This window comes from Peribacillus sp. NPDC096540, assembly GCF_050278525.1.
In the GTDB taxonomy this organism is placed as follows: domain Bacteria; phylum Bacillota; class Bacilli; order Bacillales; family DSM-1321; genus Peribacillus.
Window position 1 is genome coordinate 71130 of sequence record NZ_JBNNTG010000002.1, and the last position, 18514, is coordinate 89643.

The window sequence follows — 18514 nt, forward strand, 5'->3', positions numbered from 1 at the left end:
TGTATGTTTATGATTTCGCAGGGGTATCGTTTAAGAAGAAGAGAGCAATTGTACCAGGACCCGCATGTGCACCAATAACGGAACCAATTGAATGAATCATAAACTTGGTTGTTCCAAATTCATGTTGTATAGCTTCCTTCCACTCCAATGCGGTTTCTACATCGTCACCATGACTGATAGCTATCGTTTGGGTTGTCAAACTTTTGCCTCGTTCATGCATTAATTCGATAACTCGTTTAATCAATTTCTTTTTACCGCGTATCTTTTCGAGTGGAACTAGCTTTCCTTCTTCAACATGTAATAACGGTTTAATGTTTAATAATCCGCCAACAAGGGCAGATGTTTTGGATATACGTCCGCCACGAGCTAAGTATTCAAGGTTATCTACTGTGAATAGATGTTCCATATGCTGAATGCGGAATTCGATGTCAGCTAAAATCTCTTCTTTAGACGCACCGCTTGCAGCTAATTCGGCTGCTTTTTTAACAATTAACCCGACTCCCATTGACGCACATTTCGTATTAACGATTTCCATGTCCAGGTCAGGGTATTCTTCTTTTACCTGATTATGAATCATCACAGCTGTTTGATAAGTTCCTGATAACTCAGAGGAAAATGCAATATAGATGCCTTGTTTTTTCTCCTTAGCAAACTGTGTGAAAAGTTCTATAAAGTATTCCGGAGAAGCTTGCGATGTTTTTGGAGCTTTTCCTTCAATCATCGCCTGATAGACTTCATGAGAATTAATGGTAAGTAGGTCTTCATAATTTTCCCCATCAAGATGAACTTGTAAAGGGATTAATGATACATTGTTTTCCTTATAGAAAGACAATGGCAAATCACATGCACTATCTGCAAGAATTGTGATAGCCATAATACACCTGCTTTCTTTTTACAAATTTTAGTAAATGACTGTTTACTCTTTTTAGTGTAGCACGTAACGGCAAAATTTCAATCTCTTCATAAATAGAATAAATAATTAAGGGTAAAAAGATAATAGGATAAGGGTGAAATGGAGGTTTTTAGGATGTATAAAAGTGAAATAAAGAAAATTCTCATAGTAATAGTTGGTGCATTATTGAATTCCATCGCGATGAACTTTTTCTTAATCCCGGCTAACGTATATGCGAGTGGCTTTACTGGGGTGGCACAGCTCCTATCAAGGATTATAGGATCTTTTGCACCTTTTAATATATCGACAGGGATTCTATTACTTTTATTAAATATCCCAGTAACCATACTTGCTTGGAGAAAAGTTGGAAAGTCCTTTACCTTTTATAGCTTTCTCAGTGTTATCTTAATGTCTCTTTTCATGGAAATCATTCCAATTACCCGCTGGTCACCGGACATATTATTGAATGCGGTGTTTGGCGGAGTTATAGCTGCAGTAGGAGTTGGGATTACCTTGAAGTTCGGGGCATCAACAGGCGGGATGGATATTATCGCGATGCTTCTTTCACGGAAGAAAGATAAGCCTGTTGGTACTTATTTATTTCTGTTAAATGGAGTGATTATTGTAACGGCAGGTGCTGTTTATGGGCCGGAAAAAGCATTATATACACTTGTTACGCTTTACACATCAACCCGTGTGGTGGACGCGATACATACACGTCATGAAAAGCTTACAGCGATGATTATTACAAAGAAAAGCGAAGAACTTAAACAGGCAATTCATGCTAAGTTAGTTCGAGGTATTACAAGGTTACCGGCAAAAGGAGCGTTTACAAACGAGAGTAAGGAAATGCTGTTGATAGTCATTACAAGATATGAACTGTATGATCTGGAAGGGATCATTAAAGAAGTTGATCCACATGCTTTTACCAATATCATAGAAACTTCTGGAATTGTTGGTACCTTTCGGAGAGAATGAGAATATTAACAAAAAGTTAGGGTCATTACACTTCTATGACAAATGGAGTTATGGCGGAGTTTTACGTTTATTTCCAGTACAAATCGGCTAATTCTAATAATGTAGCGCCAATATAAAATCTCTTAATAAGGAGTGATAGTAATGACTAACAACGAAAAAATGAGTAGAGAAGAAGCAGGACGTAAAGGTGGGAAAGCCACTTCGAAAAATCACGATAAGGATTTCTACCAGGAGATTGGACAAAAAGGCGGCGCAGCTACATCGGACAACCATGATAAAGAATTCTATCAAGAGATTGGACAAAAGGGAGGAGAGGCCACATCCGATTCTCATGGAAAAGATTTTTATAAAATAATCGGTAAAAAAGGTGGAAAAGCAAATAACGATTAATAAAGTAAGTAAAAGCCTCCAGGATTCTGGAGGCTTTTACTTATTTTGAGTGGTTTTCCAGTTCTTCTTGAAGTTCTCGCAATTGTTCTTTTTCGACATTATTCGTATTGGCAAAAGCCGATGAAAGAGCATTTTTAGCGATTTCCTCAGTTTTTTGCTGGTCACCATCATGCTCAGAGTGGAGAGCTTCTTCTACAAATTCTCTAGCTTTCTGGAATAATTTGTTTCCCATTAGAAGCCACCATAACTTTGTTCAGACATAATTCTCAATCTGTCTTTTTCAGCTTCTGCAAACGTGGTGTGATAAGGGATTCTTGCGGCATGCTTGGCAACACTATCTTTGCCTTGCTGTACAAATCGTTTAGATTTACTGCTTTTACCCATTCTTATCTCCTCCGATTCTGAGCGTTTGACAACATAACAGGAAGCTGTTGTCCATATTAGTTTGGCTTCAAAAAGAGATTTTATAAAGGAAAAAAATGGCGGATTAGGATTTGGATTTGGATTTTAAGTTGAATTTTTCCTCAAGAAATACTGCTATGCCATCTTCTTCATTTGTCAGAGTCATCGTATTTGCAACCGTTTTTACAGGGGAAATAGCATTGCCCATTGCGACTCCAGTTCCAGCGTAATCAAGCATTTCCAAGTCATTATCTTCATCTCCGAAAGCGATAATTCTATCTCTTGGGATGTCTAGATAGTTGGAAACACGTTGCAGACCAACAGCCTTACTTAATCCGCTCTTAATAATTTCGATGATGTGAAATGGTTCTGCCCAGCGGCGATGATCAACTAATTCGGCATGAACATCAGATAAATGCTGGCGGATCTGGCCGACATACTGACTATCAGTATGAATGAGCATCGATGTGGGTGAATCCTCAAGGAAATTACGTAAGTCACCAGTCTTCATTATCGGATTTCCTACATTGAACATATCCATCAACTTTTCATCATGATAATGGACATATACATCATCACGAACTTCAGCAATTATGTTGTGATATTCAAATTGATCACAAGCTTCTACAATATCTTTCGCAACACTTATATCCAGTGGTGAATGGTATACCCCCCAGCTTGTCTGTAATGGGTGATGCACGAAAGCACCATTGAAATTAACGATTGGTGTAGTCAATCCCAATTCCCTGTAATAAAGTTCACTTGAGCGAAACGGACGCCCGGTAGCGATCATAACCTCGTGCCCATCTTCTTTTAGTTTTAGTATTGTTTGTTTAGTCCTAGGAGAAATTGTTTTATTATCAGTAAGTAAAGTACCATCAAGATCCAATACGATTAAATGTTTCTCAGTCATGTACACACCTTCTGTTCTTTTTGTTTTCATTATATGCGAATATTGTTAAGACTATTTTAATGTAATTGTAAATCTTTTTCATTCTTTATGCATTCCTGTATGATAGTACAATATGAAGGATTATAATAATTAAAGCTTAGTATATGACTAGGAATCAGCAAAGTAACATCCAAAGATTATTTGAGAAAGCTTCTAAAGCTTCTATAATGAAAAAACCGACAAAGTATTTAAATCTCGAACTATTTGGAGGGAATAACTTGATAATAATTGAAAAAGAACAGATTGGACATATTCCTGTTTTACACTTAAGTGAGCAGGCGGCTTTCAATCAAGAACTGCCGCTTATTATTTTTATACATGGTTTTCAAAGTGCAAAAGAACACAATCTTCATTATGCTTATTTAATGGCTGAAAAGGGTTTTCGTGTGCTTCTTCCTGATGTAATTTATCATGGGGAGAGGGAAGTTGGGTATAGTGATTCGCAATTGATGCCCCGTTTTTGGGAAATGGTTTTACAGACCATCAAGGATTTAGCTTTGATCAAGGATGATTTATTAGCCAGAAAATTAATTGACTCTAAAAGAATTGGTGTAGCGGGTACCTCAATGGGAGGTATTGTGACCAACGGAGCTCTGGCGGCCTATGATTGGATTACAGTTGGCGTAAGCTTAATGGGGAATCCATCATATGTAGCGTATGCGGAGCTCCAAATAGCGGAGATTAAGAAAAGGAAAGATAATTTCCCAATCACAGATGAGGAAGTAAATAAAGTGCTTGAACAGCTCAAACCATTTGACTTAAGCCTCAATCAAGACAAGCTTTCAAACCGACCGCTTCTGTTTTGGCATGGTGCTAAAGATCCTGTTGTACCATATCAACATGCATATCGCTTTTATGAAGGAGTAAAAGCGGGGTATAATGAAGCACATGAGAAAATTGATTTTATCCTCGATCAGAAGGCTGGACATAAGGTAAGTAGAGAAGGTGTGCTTCGGACTGCGGAATGGTTCGAGAAGCATTTACGACCAGCTGTGCAAAAAGCTTAAGCAAGCATGCGAAATCTGGTATGATTCAATTAAGGACATAGTGTAAAGTCTGAATCGGACATTTATTGCAACAACCGACTATAAACCGATTATTATAAATCGGGGAGTATTATTTATTCATAAAAGGAGTGATTGAAGTGGATCAAGATACAAAAGACATAATTTTTGGAGCTTTGGAGCAGGTCATTGACCCGGAGCTTGGAATAGATATCGTGAATTTAGGCTTGGTGTATGATGTGGATATGGATGATGCCGGACTAACGACAGTAACGATGACATTGACTGCTATGGGTTGTCCGCTTGCTGGAACGATTGTCGATCAAGTGAAACTAGTACTGGAAGATATTCCAGAGGTTAAAGAAACAGACGTGAAGATTGTATGGAGTCCGCCATGGTCTAAGGATCGGATGTCCAGATATGCCAAAATCGCGTTAGGAATTAAATAATTAACAGGTAAAAAAATAAAGCCAGTCAAAAAACAGTGAGCCCATTGATATGGAGCTACTTTTTTATTGGTCTGGCTTTTTCTAATACTTTGGGTTAGGGGTGGTAAATTGAACCGTCATATAAAGGATGCATTAGACAGGCCATTAAGGGATTTAAGAATTTCTGTCATTGATCGTTGCAACTTCCGCTGTCAGTATTGTATGCCGGCTGAAATTTTCCATGAAAATTTTCAGTTCCTTCCTAAAAGTGAGCTTTTAACTTATGAAGAAATTGTAAGGATTTCTAAAATATTTGCAAGCTTAGGAGTTAAAAAATTAAGATTAACAGGCGGGGAACCGTTGCTGCGAAAAAGTCTTTCTACGCTCATTTCCGAACTTGTTTCAATTGAAGGAATTGAAGATATTGGATTGACTACGAATGGTGTGTTTTTGAAAAAACACGCGGCAGATTTAAAGGCAGCTGGATTACAGAGGGTAAATATCAGTCTAGACAGCCTCGATGATGAGCTTTTTAAGCAGATGAACGGTAGAAATATCGGGACAAAGCCTGTTATGGAGGGAATAACTGCTGCAAAAGAGGCAGGGCTTGGCGTTAAGGTAAATATGGTTGTTAAAAAAGAAACCAATGAATCTCAAATCCTGCCGATGGCCCGTTTTTGCAAAGAAGAGGGTATTCAATTACGTTATATAGAATTCATGGATGTTGGGCATACAAATGGCTGGCAGTTGAAAAACGTCATAACGAAAAAAGAATTGCTCGAGATGCTGCAGGCTGAATTCGAACTGGAGCCGGTGGAAGAAGATTATTTTGGTGAAGTCGCGAAGCGTTTCCGCTATAAGGGGACGACTACCGAAGTAGGTTTCATCACTTCCGTCTCTGAGTCTTTTTGTTCAAACTGCACACGTGCTCGTCTTTCTGCTAATGGCAGTTTATATACATGCCTATTTAATGGAAAAGGGCATGACTTGAAGTCATTGCTTCGTTCAGAGATGTCAGATGAAGAATTGACTGACTTTATCATTTCACTTTGGAACCATAGAGACGACCGCTATTCAGATGAGCGAGCTGCCGGAACGGTAAACAAACAGGAAAAAATAGAAATGTCATTTATTGGCGGCTAACTTTCATAGAGCTCAGAAGAACAATGATTTATTTAACTATGTGAAATTATTGTGATTGAAGAGTCTCAATGAAGTGTGTAAACCTAAAGATAACGGGATGGCAACTATGCTATCCCGTTATTTCTTATGTATAGTTTAAAAGCCATGGATCTGGCCTAATTCGAAGTGATTTAGCTGAATTGTATTTTTATACTGAATTTATACATTTTCACAATGCTATATCATAATAACTATCCATTTTTATTAAAGTGAAAATAATTCAAATGACCCAGAAAAGCAAGAGATGAGTAAGGCTTTAAAATGAATCTAATCCATTACATATATTTAAGGTACAGGCCGGTACATTATGTATTCTCTGCTATTTATGGAGGGCGGGGGGCTATTCGATAGTACAGATTTCTATTGGGCAATTTTCACAGTCTATTTCTTGCTTTAAATACTCAAGGTTAAGAATCTTAATGCGTCCTTTTTTAATAGAAATTACATTGTTTTTTCTTAATTGAGAGAGCATTCGATTGACTACTTCACGGGATGTGCCGCAAAAATTGGCAAGCTCTTGGTTTGTAAAGGGAAGATTGATGGCTATACCGCCTTCAACTTCAGTACCATAGCTATTTGATAAGCGAATGAGAGTGGAATAAAAGGCGCCTTTCTTACCGTGCAGGAGCATATCGCGGAATTTAGCCTGATTTTTACGATTTTGAGCGGATAACCATGTCATCATTTCAACTGCAAGATGACTATCCGACGCGATTTTCTCTTCTAATAATTCTTTAGAAATAACCGCTACAGCACCATCTTCTAACATTTTTGCATTCATCATATATTTAGGGTTCTGAGAAAAAAGGACAGTTTCTCCGACTAGGTCATTCTCTGAACAAATACGCATTGTCAATTCTCGACCGTCTGGAACAACCTTACTCACTTCAACTTTGCCTTTTAAAATATAATACAAATCACTAGTAAGGGTGTTTTCCTGAAAAAGGAAGCATCCTTTTTCTATACGTTTAACTTGATGTCTTTTATCAAAAAATGCATGCATTCGATTAGATAACGCAAATTCGTTCATTTTTTTAATACAACCACCTTTCAGATACCGTTATAACTCAGTTACTCTTTTGATTTAAACGGAAAAAACACTAGTAGTCAACAACTTTGGATAAATTTAGAAGCTTTTCCGGTGAAACTTGTTTATTAAATTTAAGTTTAGAATTTTATAAAAATACATTTGATTTTATTTTTATTCAGTCTTATAATAGTAGAATCAAAGAATGACAGGGACTAAAAATCTAGGAGATGGTTTTTGTGAACGTATCAATAGTAGGCGCAACAGGGTATGGAGGAATGGAATTGATAAGATTCCTAAATAATCATCCTCATTTAAAAATAAAATCATTGCATACGTCATCCCAATTTGGTCGAAGTTTATATGAAGAAAATGCACATTTAATGCATATGAAAGATAAATTAGAAGAAATTGACCCGGAAGCAATTGCAAAAAAATCTGATATTGTTTTTCTTGCTACTCCTTCGGGTGTTTCCTCGCAATTAATTTCGGAATTTTCAGACCTTAATATTAAAGTAATCGATTTGTCAGGGGATCTCAGGCTTCAAACTCCAGGTGAATATGAATACTGGTATAAAAAAACAGCGGCCCCTCAGCATATTATTGAAAAAGCTGTATACGGATTGGCTGAATGGAATGCCGAAGAAATTAGACAATCAACTATTATTGCGAATCCGGGGTGTTACCCAACTGCTTCATTACTTGGTCTTGCTCCTTTATTCACTGAAGGATGGGCTACAGCCACAGATGTCATTATTGATGCTAAATCCGGGGTATCCGGAGCAGGGAAATCACTTTCATCCGTTACACATTACAGTGAAATGAATGAAAACTTTAAAATATATAAAGTGAATCAGCATCAACACATTCCTGAAATCGAACAACAGCTTGGAAGGTGGTCATCAGATTTACAACCTATAACATTTAATACCCATCTTGTTCCTATGACTAGGGGCATCATGGCTACGATGTATATCAAGGTAAACCGACAAACATCTACAGCTGAACTATGGGACTTGTACAAAACTGTTTATGAGGATCGTCCATTTGTCCGGGTACAGCAGCTTGAGCGCTTCCCGTCTACGAAACAAGTGTATGGCTCGAACTTTTGTGATATAGGCGTCGCATATGATGAAAGAACAGGTAAGGTAACGATTGTTTCAGTTATTGATAATTTAGTAAAGGGTGCTGCAGGGCAGGCCATTCAAAATGCAAATATATTAATGGGGCTAGAGGAAACAGCAGGACTATGGAACAGCCCACTATATCCGTAAAATTTTTGGAGGTAAAAAATGAATACACTACAGCCAGTTGAAGAAATCAAACAAATTCAAGAAGGAAACATCTTAATGCCTAAAGGGTTCAAAGCATCAGGCGTTCATGCAGGGTTGCGCTACTCAAAAAAGGACATTGGCATTATTTATACAGAATCTGCAGCATCATCCGCAGCTGTTTATACACAAAATGTAGTTCAAGCGGCTCCAATCAATGTAACGAAGAATAGCATAGCAGTTACTGGAAAGCTTCATGGCATCGTAGTTAATAGTGCATGTGCGAATGCTTGTACTGGAGAGCAAGGGTTAAAGGATGCTATTGAAATGAGAAAGCTTGCTGCCCAAAAGTTCGGCTTGGAAGATCATTCATTTGCAGTTGCTTCAACTGGAGTTATAGGCGAATTTATGGAAATGGATAAAATTAAAAACGGCATAGATTTATTGGAGCTAGCAGATACAGCTGAAGCGGCTGAAGACTTTGGTACCGCTATTTTAACAACGGATATAGTAACTAAAAGTTGCGGTTATGAAACAGTCATTGATGGGAAACTCGTGAAAATGGGTGGAGCGGCGAAAGGGTCAGGGATGATTCATCCGAACATGGCTACAATGCTCGGTTTCATTACAACAGATGCTGTCATTGAACCGAATGATTTACAGGAAGCATTATCTTCCATAACGAATGATACATTTAATCAAATAACTGTTGACGGTGATTGTTCGACGAATGACATGGTGCTAGTCCTAGCAAATGGAGCAGCAAGAAATGAACCTTTGACAAACACGCACCCAGAATGGTCTGTATTTTTGGAATTATTAAAACAGACCTCTGAAAATTTAGCTAAACAAATTGCGAAAGACGGAGAAGGCGCGACAAAATTAATTGAAGTGAATGTCCATGGCATGAATTCAAAACAAGATTCACAGATGATGGCGAAAACGATTGTTGGTTCAAATTTAGTGAAAACGGCAGCTTTTGGAGCAGATGCAAACTGGGGTCGTATTATTGCTGCAATGGGTCGAAGTGGAGTAGGGTTCCAACCGGAACAAACAACGATTTCATTTGGTGAAATCATTGTACTGAAAGATGGCGAGCCTATACAGTTTTCTGAGGAAGATGCAAAAGCATACTTGGAAAATGAAAGTATTATCATTAATGTTTATTTGAAAGATGGTAATGAATCAGGAACGGCATGGGGCTGTGATTTAACCTATGATTATGTAAAAATAAACGGAAGTTATCGATCATAAGGGGTGTTGAAAAGAATGAACATATTAGTCATAAAGTGCGGCGGCAGTATTATTAACGAGTTATCAGAGTCGTTTTTTACAAGTGTTAAAGAGTTACAAAGCCGCGGTTACCAGATTGTCTTTGTTCATGGAGGCGGCCCTGATATCAATTCGATGCTCGAAAAATATAAAATTGAACCGGTTTTTGAAAATGGTTTAAGAAAAACGACCACTGAAGTATTGGAAGTTGTGGAACTGATGCTTGCAGGCAAATCTAATCGATGTCTCGTCCATAAATTGGAGGCACATGGGATTAAGGCTGTCGGTCTAAATGGTTCGGACGGCGGAATCCTGACAGGTGAGTATATTGATGAAAAGAAGTTAGGGGCTGTTGGTGAGATTCATCAAGTTGATACGGAATTACTTGGACTTCTATTTGAAAAAGGCTATTGCCCGGTATTGACACCGATTTCGACTACAGAAGATGGAAATAAGTTAAATGTGAATGCGGATATGGCTGCAGGTTCTGTAGCAAAGGCACTCTCTGCTGAAATGTGCTTATTTGTGACAGACGTAAAAGGGGTCTTAAAGAATCAGCAGATTATCGAAAAACTGACTGAAAAAGAGACACAGGCTTTAATTATAAATGGCAGTATCTATGGCGGTATGATTCCGAAAGTTAACACAGCATTGTCGGTGTTGAATAAAGGAGTTGAGGAAGTGATGATTGTAAGCGGCAAGGATCACTTCTATGAAAACGGGCAATTTATCGGTACGAAATTTCTACAGGAAGAAGGGGTATTTTAATGAGTTCTTTATTTCCTACATATGCAAGGTGGAACATTGAACCGGAAACTGCGAATGGAATGAAACTTATAAGTACAACAGGTAAGGAGTATCTTGATTTTACATCGGGAATTGGAGTTTTAAATCTTGGCCATAGTAATGAAAAGGTGAAAACGGCTGTTACAGAGCAGCTTAATAAATTCTGGCATGTATCGAATATGTTTCAAAGTTCTTTACAGGAACGGACAGCAAAAATGCTAGCAGATGCCTCTGGATTAGATCAAGTTTTCTTTGCCAACAGCGGAGCTGAAGCAAATGAGGCAGCTATCAAACTTGCTCGTAAAGCTACTGGGAAAAGTAAAATTGTCACATGTCTGCAGTCATTCCACGGCCGTACATTTGCAACGATGGCAGCAACGGGACAGGAAAAAATCAAAATTGGTTTCGGGCCGATGCTAGCTTCGTTTGAATATGTGCCATTCAATGACAACGATGCTTTAGAAACTGCAGTAGATGAGGATACGGCAGCGGTAATGATCGAAATAGTTCAAGGAGAGGGCGGCATTCATGTTGTTCAGCAATCGTATTTAGACGCGATTCAAGCTCAATGTAAAAAATACGGAGCACTTCTTATTATTGATGAAATTCAAACGGGAATTGGCCGTACAGGCAAACCGTTTGCTTTCCAGCATTTTAATATCCAACCAGATATTATTACTTCGGCTAAGGGGCTAGGAAATGGTCTACCTATCGGGGCGATGATTGGAAAAGAAATGTTGTCGGAATTCTTTAGTACTGGTAGCCATGGATCCACTTTTGGCGGTAATCCGGTGAGCGTTGCAGCAGCAGAAGCTGTTTTAAAAGAAATTTTCCAATCGGGATTCTTAAAAGAAGTAGTGGGAAAAGCTGAATACCTTGTATGTGAATTGATAAAGGCACTAAAGGATTCAGAAGAAGTCAAAGAAATTCGTGGACTTGGGATGATGGTTGGGATCGAATGCAAACAAGATGTTCAGTCGTTTTTAATGGAGCTTCAAGAAGATGGCCTACTCGTATTAAGTGCAGGACCTAAAGTTCTTCGTTTACTTCCACCTCTGACAGCGTCTAAATCAGAGATTGATAATGCAATTAAGAAAATTAAAAAAGCATTAGCAATAAAGCAAATAATCTAAATTTAATGAATTTTCATAGAATAAAATGAATAATTATGCTATTATATATATAAATATACATCTTCTACAGAGGTGAAGAACATGAAAAACTATCTACATTTAGAGAATGGTTCCGTCTTTGAAGGGGAATTGCTGACTAAATCAATTGAAAAAGCAATCACTGGAGAGATTGTCTTTTTTACAGGTATGACCGGATATCAAGAAGTATTGACAGATCCATCATATAAGGACCAAATTGTCATTTTCACATATCCTTTAATTGGGAATTATGGAATTAATGAAAATGATTTTGAAAGTAAGAAGCCGCATGTTGCCGGTGTTATTGTATATGAAGGAAATATGAGCCATTCTCATTATCAAGCCAAATATTCCCTTGGTGAATATTTAGACAAATGGAACATCCCTCTATTGAGTCATGTGGATACGCGAGCGGTAGTTAAAAATATACGACAAGAAGGCTCCATGCAGGCAGCCATAACAGCAGAAACTTCATTCACAGTCGAATCCAGTCTGAATGATCTAGAAGCGCATGTAGCCGCAGTTTCCACTAAAGAGATTGAAAGCTTCGGGAAAGGTTCCAAACACGTTGTAATGATGGATTTTGGTTATAAAAAATCCATATTAAATTCATTGATTGAGCAGGGATGCCGAGTTTCGGTCGTTCCATTTGATACTAAATTCGAACATATCAAGGACTTGAATCCGGATGGTATTTTGCTTTCAAATGGGCCTGGGGATCCAAAACAGCTTGAATATCTATTGGGTAATATTAGGGAAATCATTACGAATTTTCCTACAATGGGCATCTGCCTAGGTCATCAATTAACGGCCCTTGCTTTTGGGGGAAATACAAAAAAAATGCTGTTTGGACATCGCGGTGCGAATCAGCCCGTGGTCGATTTGAAAACGAAAAAGGTGTATATGAGTTCTCAAAATCATAGCTATGAAGTAGATGAGCCAAGCTTACAGGGAACATCGCTTCAAGTTCGCTTCCGGAATGTGAATGATAGTACCGTTGAGGGACTTATGCATAAAGATTTGCCGATATTTACGACTCAATACCATCCTGAAGCGAATCCAGGACCGATAGAAAGCTCACTGTTGTTTAACGACTTTTTACAAATGATAAATGAATATAGCGGGAGAGAAAAAGCTTATGCCTAAGGACAACACGATACAGACTATTTTAGTAATTGGTTCAGGGCCGATTGTAATAGGGCAGGCTGCTGAATTCGATTATGCAGGTACACAAGCGTGCCTCGCTTTAAAAGAGGAAGGATATAAGGTCATCCTAGTTAACAACAATCCGGCAACGATTATGACGGATGATATGAACGCGGATGCTGTCTATTTCGAACCCTTAACAGTAGATGTACTGGAAAAAATCATTGCTAAAGAAAAGCCGGATGGCCTTCTTGCTACATTAGGCGGGCAAACAGGATTGAATCTTGCTTATCAATTGGAAGATGCAGGAGTGCTTGAAAAATATAATGTCAAACTATTAGGAACACCAATAGACTCTATCAAAAAAGGGGAAGATCGTGAACTGTTTCGTGAACTAATGTTTGAAATTGATGAGCCTGTTCCTGACAGTACAATTGTCCATACTTTAGAAGAGGCTCAAGCTTTCGCCGATAAAATTGGTTTCCCCATTATCGTTCGTCCTGCCTATACACTTGGCGGCACTGGCGGCGGTATTGCTGAGAGCATGGAGACATTCAAGGAACTTGTACGGGGCGGACTTCAAGAAAGCCCGATTACACAGTGCTTGATTGAAAGAAGCATAGCAGGGTATAAAGAAGTCGAATATGAGGTTATGCGCGATGGAAACAATACATGCATTACCATCTGTAATATGGAAAATATAGATCCTGTCGGTATTCATACAGGTGATTCCATTGTTGTGGCTCCATCTCAGACCTTATCTGATGATGAGTTTCAAATGTTACGTGCTGCCTCTATAAAAATTATCTCTGCTTTAGGTATCATTGGCGGCTGTAACATTCAATTTGCACTCGATCCGAATAGCAAACAATACTATTTAATAGAGGTAAATCCACGTGTTAGTCGTTCATCGGCACTAGCATCCAAAGCAACCGGTTATCCGATTGCGCGCATCGCTGCAAAACTTGCTATCGGTTATCATTTATCTGAACTTATCAATCCTGTAACGAAGAGTACTTATTCGAGCTTCGAACCTGCTCTTGATTATGTAGCAGTAAAATTCCCACGGTGGCCATTCGATAAATTCACGACTGCACACCGCAAATTAGGAACTCAGATGAAGGCGACAGGCGAAGTTATGGCATTACACCGTAGCTTTGAAGGTGGCGTCCAAAAAGCTGTCGATTCATTAGAATTAAAAACGAATGGACTGCAACTTTTATCATTAAAAGATAAAACTGTTCCAGAGCTTTGGGAAAAGCTCGCTGAAAAATCTGACGAACGCATTTTTGTCATTTTTGAAATGCTTCGTAAAGGTGTGACAGTTGAAGAAATCCATGAAGCAACCATCATTGATTATTTCTTCCTTCAATCCTTTGCTTCGCTAATCGAGAAAGAAACTGATATCACTTCTAAGACAATCGATTCGGTTACCAAAGAAGAACTGCAGCTCTATAAAGAAAAGGGCTTCTCTGACCGTTATCTTGCATCAGTGTGGAAAGTAAGTGAAATCGAAGTGAGAGCACACCGTAAATCACTAGGCATTACCGCCGTTTACAAAACAGTTGATACATGTGCAGCTGAATTCGAATCACATACGAATTATCATTATTCGACATATTTTGGAGAGAACGAACAGAAAAAAACAGATAAAAAGAAAGTATTGATGATTGGCAGTGGCCCAATTCGAATTGGACAGGGAATTGAATTCGATTACTGTTCCGTTCATGGTGTTTATGCACTTCAGGATGAAAATGTTGAAACGATCATGATCAATAATAATCCAGAAACGGTAAGTACGGATTTCGCAACAGCAGATCGTCTTTATTTCGAGCCATTAACCTTGGAATATGTACTGAATGTTATAGAAGCGGAAGATATTGAGGATGTAATTGTCCAATTTGGCGGACAGACCGCCATAAATCTGGCGAAGGACCTGGAAGATTACGGAATCAATTTGTTGGGTACCTCATTTGATACGCTTGACCAACTAGAAGATCGCGATCGCTTTTATCAGCTTCTGCAAAAGCTGGAGATTCCACATGTACCGGGTTCGATTGCCAATAGTGCAGAGCAATTAATTGAGTGTGCTGAGGCAATTGGCTTTCCAGTTCTATTACGCCCATCCTATGTAATTGGTGGTCAGGGGATGGAAATTATCCGGTCGAAGGAAAGCTTATGGAATAGAATTGAAAAAGGTACGGCACTTGTATTTCCAGTATTAATCGATTCTTATATTCCAGGTAAAGAAGCGGAAATCGATTTGATTGCGGATGGCAAAGAGATTTATATTCCAATCGTTGCTGAACATGTAGAAAAAGCAGGCGTCCATTCGGGAGATAGCATGGCATTACTGCCAGCTCAATCCTTATCAGAGGATATCAAAGATAAAATGACTATTTATGCACAAAAGCTAGTAGTAGAGCTTGATTATAAAGGTCTTATGAACATCCAATTTGTGATTGAAGGCAGTGACGTATACGTTTTGGAAGTAAATCCGCGTGCTAGCCGGACAATTCCAATCATCAGTAAAGTTACTAATGTTTCTTTAGTGCAGATTGCGACAAAAATATTGCTTGGGAAATACTCATTGTCGAATGTGTTCGAAAAAACCGGGTTAATAGAAGAAATTCCGTATTCAGTCGTCAAATATCCAGTATTCTCAACATTTGCTCTAAGCGGCCTTGATTCAAAAGTAGGGCCGGAAATGAAATCAACAGGTGAAGGCATCGCTATCGGAGAAACGATAACAGAAGCATTAACAAAAGTATTTCATGCTCAAAAGGTTAAACATACCTCAGGTGTGTATCAATCTGAATCAGTCCAATTAAGTGAAGAATTGCTTGTACTTATCAATGAAGCTGGTTTGACATTGATGGATTCCGATTTTGAAAAATGGCTTAATGAAGGAAATGCAGCTGTTGTTTTAGCTTATGGAACTTCAGAAGAAGATAAGAAGTTAAGATTATTGGCAGCAAAATATCGACTTCTGGCATTTACAGAAGAAGAGACCTTTAAAGCCTATCTACAATCGTTAGAAAATGCTGATTCAGGCGTTACCTCGCTGCAGGAATGGCTTGTATCATATTCGAAAGGAGTGTCACACGTATGAGTTCACTAACCGTACCGACACAAGCGAAGATTTTAAACGGGAAAGATTTTTTGACCATGAAGGAGTCTACACCCACGGCCATTGCAGATCTGTTAAAGCTAGCGCAGACCATTAAAGCCAAATTACAAGCGGGAGAGGAATATACGCCTTTAAAAGGGAAAACGCTGGGGATGATTTTTGAAAAATCGTCCACCCGTACTCGCGTTTCTTTTGAAGTGGGTATGATGCAGCTTGGCGGGCACGCTTTGTTCTTAAGCGGTAATGATTTGCAAATAGGACGTGGAGAATCTATTTCCGATACAGCCAAAGTCCTTTCCGAATATATTGATGGCATCATGATTCGTACCTTCGAGCATGAAAAAATCCTGGAATTGTCTGAAAATGCTACTATTCCAGTCATCAATGGGCTAACAGATCTTGCCCATCCTTGCCAGGTGATGGCGGATTTCTTAACAATTATAGAGTTAAAGGGGCAATTAAAAGGCTTGAAAATGAGCTACATCGGTGATGGTAACAATGTGGCACATTCATTGATGGTTGGCTGTGCAAAAATGGGTATGGATTTTTCTATTGGATGCCCAGATAGCTATAAACCTGATGTAAATGTCGTCGCCTATGCCCAAAAAGTGGCAGAGGAAAATGGATGTGAAATTGTTGTTACAAGTTCAGCAATTGAAGCTATTAAGGACGCAGATATCGTCTATTCTGATGTATGGACCTCTATGGGACAGGAAATCGAAAATAGTATCCGTTTAGAGGCGTTTAAGGATTATCAAATCAATAGTGAACTTGTAAAGCATGCAAAGGATAATTATTTATTCATGCATTGCTTGCCTGCACACAGAGAAGAAGAGGTAACCGCGGAAGTCATCGATGGACCGAATTCCGTCGTTTTTCACCAAGCTGGAAATCGTCTTCATGCTCAAAAGGCTGTTCTTGTGGATTTAATGTCTTAAAAAAAGCGTCTACTCTATGAGTAGACACTTTTTTTACCATTATGATTTATTCCTCATGGACTAATTTCCTGTTTGCCCTGAATTTTTCAGACATGAAAGAAGTTAACCCGGTAATAATAAAAGGGAAAGCATGTAAAGGGGTGAAATCTATGGGGCAAAATCGTCAATTTAAGCCAGGTCAGAAGGCACCTAATAATGGGGCTTACGTAGAAATCGGTGAAACGGGTAGCACGGTATTAAATCCGAAAAAGGTAAAGCTGGAAGCAGGAGATACTTTTCCTGAAACTTCAAATCATAACAGGATATGGACCTATCAGCGAAAGCCATAATAAAATAAAAAGCAGGAAAAGGGAAAATTGACCTCCTTTTCCTGCTTTTTTTTATGGGAAATAACCTATCCTATTCTTCAGAATAACCGAAAATATTAGAGATTTCTAAAAAACTCTTTCTTAAATATTGGCTTAAGGGATCTTCATAATGATCCGGTATACTTTCAGTGAAGCCAACAGCAGTAATCGCTCCTAATAATTCAGCATTATAATTAAAAATGGGAATGGACATGGAAGAAACAGAAGGTACTAAAGGCTCTTTTGCAAAAGCGATTTTGTATTTCTGTATCGCTTGATATTCCTTAGTTCCTCTAAGGAAGGCAGCGGAAACATTATTATCTTTTTCTATCCAGTCTGCCGTGATGGAAGAATCCTGGAATACAGTGAATACTTTGCCGGAAGAAGAAGATGGGGGAAGACGCGTGCCTATCTGGGCCCCAATATTTAAGTTTTGATTGGAATTCCATATTTTTGCTGTGATTGGTCCATCGTATGTCCAAACGGAAAATAACACCGTGCAGGAGGTATGATGGCTGATTTCCTGTAAATAAGGAGTAATTCGGCTTGTGACGTCCTCATTCCCTATGGCCGCCATGCCATATTGAATCAGTTTGCTCCCGAGGGAATACATACCAGTTGTCTTATCGCGATATAGTAACTCGAGTTGGGTCAAAGTATTTAAATACTTATAAAGGTTACTTTTAGTTATTTCTGTAGATTCTTGAATATCAGAGAATCTTAAAGGGTTTCTTTGTGAAGCGAGTAAATCAATAATGCTCATCCCGATTTGCAAGGATTGAATCGTTGAACCAGATTTTACGATTTCCATATGACAATCTCCCTAATCTGTTTTAATTTAGGTCTAGTATATCAGAGTCTGTAAAGTTTAAATGAAAATAAATAAAAAGTATGCTTTATGACGTCCGCATAAACACATCTGTATAATACACTTCTATTTTTTGGTAAATCTAGTCATATATGTATTTTTTGAATTGGCTATATATATTCTGAAAGCTTCATAATGATGTTGATAATATCATTTTCACAAAAATCTTTGCAATACTCCCTTGACAATTTTCCGAAAATTAAGTTATTATGTACATAAATAGTGAACTAAGTTATCTATAAGTGAAGAAATGTAAAGTTGATGCGAGGTATAGTTACCATTTTTCCTCTAGTTTGTGGAAGGACATTCTTTTTATAAACAATGCTTTGCAAAGATAGGTGCATCAATAA

General features: G+C 38.3%; 19 protein-coding genes. 13 read left to right on the plus strand and 6 right to left on the minus strand.

What is annotated here, in order from left to right; genetic code table 11:
* Positions 1–7: 7 nt before the first annotated feature.
* On the minus strand, positions 8–874 hold the full coding sequence (locus tag ACQKMR_RS02380) for a DegV family protein (protein ID WP_427695853.1): 867 nt from the start codon (positions 872–874) through the stop codon (positions 8–10).
* Between the two features lie 153 nt (positions 875–1027).
* Here ACQKMR_RS02380 and ACQKMR_RS02385 point away from each other — a divergent pair, with 153 nt between their 5' ends.
* Together ACQKMR_RS02385 and ACQKMR_RS02390 are read left to right on the plus strand one after the other, a co-directional pair.
* On the plus strand, positions 1028–1870 hold the full coding sequence (locus ACQKMR_RS02385) for a YitT family protein (protein WP_427695854.1): 843 nt from the start codon (positions 1028–1030) through the stop codon (positions 1868–1870).
* A gap of 141 nt (positions 1871–2011) precedes the next feature.
* A complete protein-coding gene (locus tag ACQKMR_RS02390; protein ID WP_427695855.1) occupies positions 2012–2260 on the plus strand; it encodes a KGG domain-containing protein in 249 nt (82 codons plus the stop codon).
* 40 nt (positions 2261–2300) lie between these two features.
* On the opposite strand, the gene ACQKMR_RS02395 is transcribed toward ACQKMR_RS02390, so the two are convergent.
* The 3 genes from ACQKMR_RS02395 to ACQKMR_RS02405 form a co-directional block, all read right to left on the minus strand.
* The gene (locus ACQKMR_RS02395; protein ID WP_427695856.1) at positions 2301–2492 is read right to left on the minus strand and encodes a DUF3813 domain-containing protein; all 192 of its coding nucleotides are present in this window, start codon (positions 2490–2492) and stop codon (positions 2301–2303) included.
* A complete protein-coding gene (locus ACQKMR_RS02400; RefSeq protein ID WP_427695857.1) occupies positions 2492–2644 on the minus strand; it encodes a hypothetical protein in 153 nt (50 codons plus the stop codon). The genes ACQKMR_RS02395 and ACQKMR_RS02400 overlap by 1 nt, the downstream gene beginning before the upstream one ends.
* A 103-nt stretch (positions 2645–2747) precedes the next feature.
* The gene (locus ACQKMR_RS02405; RefSeq protein ID WP_427695858.1) at positions 2748–3575 is read right to left on the minus strand and encodes a Cof-type HAD-IIB family hydrolase; all 828 of its coding nucleotides are present in this window, start codon (positions 3573–3575) and stop codon (positions 2748–2750) included.
* A 257-nt stretch (positions 3576–3832) separates the two neighbouring features.
* Here ACQKMR_RS02405 and ACQKMR_RS02410 point away from each other — a divergent pair, with 257 nt between their 5' ends.
* From ACQKMR_RS02410 to moaA, 3 genes are all read left to right on the plus strand, one after another.
* Complete coding sequence (locus ACQKMR_RS02410; protein WP_427695859.1) at positions 3833–4621, plus strand: prolyl oligopeptidase family serine peptidase; 789 nt, start codon at positions 3833–3835, stop codon at positions 4619–4621.
* A gap of 137 nt (positions 4622–4758) precedes the next feature.
* Positions 4759–5067 (plus strand): metal-sulfur cluster assembly factor, encoded by a 309-nt coding sequence (locus tag ACQKMR_RS02415; protein WP_427695860.1) that lies wholly within the window; start codon positions 4759–4761, stop codon positions 5065–5067.
* Positions 5068–5175: 108 nt separating this feature from the next.
* A complete protein-coding gene (gene moaA, locus ACQKMR_RS02420; RefSeq protein ID WP_427695861.1) occupies positions 5176–6189 on the plus strand; it encodes a GTP 3',8-cyclase MoaA in 1014 nt (337 codons plus the stop codon).
* 379 nt (positions 6190–6568) lie between these two features.
* On the opposite strand, the gene ACQKMR_RS02425 is transcribed toward moaA, so the two are convergent.
* Positions 6569–7258 carry a Crp/Fnr family transcriptional regulator gene (locus ACQKMR_RS02425; protein WP_427695862.1) on the minus strand — a complete coding sequence of 230 codons (690 nt, stop codon included), beginning with the start codon at positions 7256–7258 and terminating at the stop codon, positions 6569–6571.
* Positions 7259–7494: 236 nt separating this feature from the next.
* Between ACQKMR_RS02425 and argC the strand changes: the two genes are divergently transcribed.
* The 8 genes from argC to ACQKMR_RS02465 all read left to right on the plus strand — a co-directional run bounded on the left by argC (position 7495) and on the right by ACQKMR_RS02465 (position 17278).
* The gene (gene argC, locus ACQKMR_RS02430) at positions 7495–8529 is read left to right on the plus strand and encodes an N-acetyl-gamma-glutamyl-phosphate reductase (RefSeq protein WP_427695863.1); all 1035 of its coding nucleotides are present in this window, start codon (positions 7495–7497) and stop codon (positions 8527–8529) included.
* Positions 8530–8547: 18 nt separating this feature from the next.
* The gene (gene argJ, locus ACQKMR_RS02435) at positions 8548–9780 is read left to right on the plus strand and encodes a bifunctional ornithine acetyltransferase/N-acetylglutamate synthase (RefSeq protein ID WP_427695864.1); all 1233 of its coding nucleotides are present in this window, start codon (positions 8548–8550) and stop codon (positions 9778–9780) included.
* 15 nt (positions 9781–9795) lie between these two features.
* Positions 9796–10566, plus strand: coding sequence for an acetylglutamate kinase (gene argB, locus ACQKMR_RS02440; protein WP_427695865.1), 771 nt, complete (start codon positions 9796–9798; stop codon positions 10564–10566).
* Positions 10566–11717 carry an acetylornithine transaminase gene (locus ACQKMR_RS02445; protein ID WP_427695866.1) on the plus strand — a complete coding sequence of 384 codons (1152 nt, stop codon included), beginning with the start codon at positions 10566–10568 and terminating at the stop codon, positions 11715–11717. Before argB ends, ACQKMR_RS02445 begins: the two co-directional genes overlap by 1 nt.
* Positions 11718–11798: 81 nt before the next feature.
* Entirely contained in the window at positions 11799–12881 is a 1083-nt protein-coding gene (locus ACQKMR_RS02450) for a carbamoyl phosphate synthase small subunit (protein WP_427695867.1), read from the plus strand.
* Positions 12874–15993 (plus strand): carbamoyl phosphate synthase large subunit, encoded by a 3120-nt coding sequence (locus ACQKMR_RS02455; RefSeq protein ID WP_427695868.1) that lies wholly within the window; start codon positions 12874–12876, stop codon positions 15991–15993. The genes ACQKMR_RS02450 and ACQKMR_RS02455 overlap by 8 nt, the downstream gene beginning before the upstream one ends.
* Positions 15990–16949 (plus strand): ornithine carbamoyltransferase, encoded by a 960-nt coding sequence (argF, locus tag ACQKMR_RS02460; RefSeq protein WP_427695869.1) that lies wholly within the window; start codon positions 15990–15992, stop codon positions 16947–16949. The genes ACQKMR_RS02455 and argF overlap by 4 nt, the downstream gene beginning before the upstream one ends.
* 149 nt (positions 16950–17098) lie before the next feature.
* Complete coding sequence (locus tag ACQKMR_RS02465; RefSeq protein ID WP_053344981.1) at positions 17099–17278, plus strand: YjzC family protein; 180 nt, start codon at positions 17099–17101, stop codon at positions 17276–17278.
* A gap of 70 nt (positions 17279–17348) precedes the next feature.
* On the opposite strand, the gene ACQKMR_RS02470 is transcribed toward ACQKMR_RS02465, so the two are convergent.
* Positions 17349–18107, minus strand: a complete 759-nt coding sequence (locus tag ACQKMR_RS02470; RefSeq protein WP_427695870.1) for an IclR family transcriptional regulator — start codon at positions 18105–18107, stop codon at positions 17349–17351.
* Positions 18108–18514: the final 407 nt, after the last annotated feature.

Bases quoted from the DNA above. Each gene is read 5' to 3' on its own strand.
- ACQKMR_RS02380 (WP_427695853.1), bottom strand. From the start codon at position 874: ATGGCTATCACAATTCTTGCAGATAGTGCATGTGATTTGCCATTGTCT.
- ACQKMR_RS02385 (WP_427695854.1), top strand. From the start codon at position 1,028: ATGTATAAAAGTGAAATAAAGAAAATTCTCATAGTAATAGTTGGTGCA.
- ACQKMR_RS02390 (WP_427695855.1), top strand. From the start codon at position 2,012: ATGACTAACAACGAAAAAATGAGTAGAGAAGAAGCAGGACGTAAAGGT.
- ACQKMR_RS02395 (WP_427695856.1), bottom strand. From the start codon at position 2,492: ATGGGAAACAAATTATTCCAGAAAGCTAGAGAATTTGTAGAAGAAGCT.
- ACQKMR_RS02400 (WP_427695857.1), bottom strand. From the start codon at position 2,644: ATGGGTAAAAGCAGTAAATCTAAACGATTTGTACAGCAAGGCAAAGAT.
- ACQKMR_RS02405 (WP_427695858.1), bottom strand. From the start codon at position 3,575: ATGACTGAGAAACATTTAATCGTATTGGATCTTGATGGTACTTTACTT.
- ACQKMR_RS02425 (WP_427695862.1), bottom strand. From the start codon at position 7,258: ATGAACGAATTTGCGTTATCTAATCGAATGCATGCATTTTTTGATAAA.
- argJ (WP_427695864.1), top strand. From the start codon at position 8,548: ATGAATACACTACAGCCAGTTGAAGAAATCAAACAAATTCAAGAAGGA.
- argB (WP_427695865.1), top strand. From the start codon at position 9,796: ATGAACATATTAGTCATAAAGTGCGGCGGCAGTATTATTAACGAGTTA.
- ACQKMR_RS02445 (WP_427695866.1), top strand. From the start codon at position 10,566: ATGAGTTCTTTATTTCCTACATATGCAAGGTGGAACATTGAACCGGAA.
- ACQKMR_RS02450 (WP_427695867.1), top strand. From the start codon at position 11,799: ATGAAAAACTATCTACATTTAGAGAATGGTTCCGTCTTTGAAGGGGAA.
- ACQKMR_RS02455 (WP_427695868.1), top strand. From the start codon at position 12,874: ATGCCTAAGGACAACACGATACAGACTATTTTAGTAATTGGTTCAGGG.
- argF (WP_427695869.1), top strand. From the start codon at position 15,990: ATGAGTTCACTAACCGTACCGACACAAGCGAAGATTTTAAACGGGAAA.
- ACQKMR_RS02465 (WP_053344981.1), top strand. From the start codon at position 17,099: ATGGGGCAAAATCGTCAATTTAAGCCAGGTCAGAAGGCACCTAATAAT.
- ACQKMR_RS02470 (WP_427695870.1), bottom strand. From the start codon at position 18,107: ATGGAAATCGTAAAATCTGGTTCAACGATTCAATCCTTGCAAATCGGG.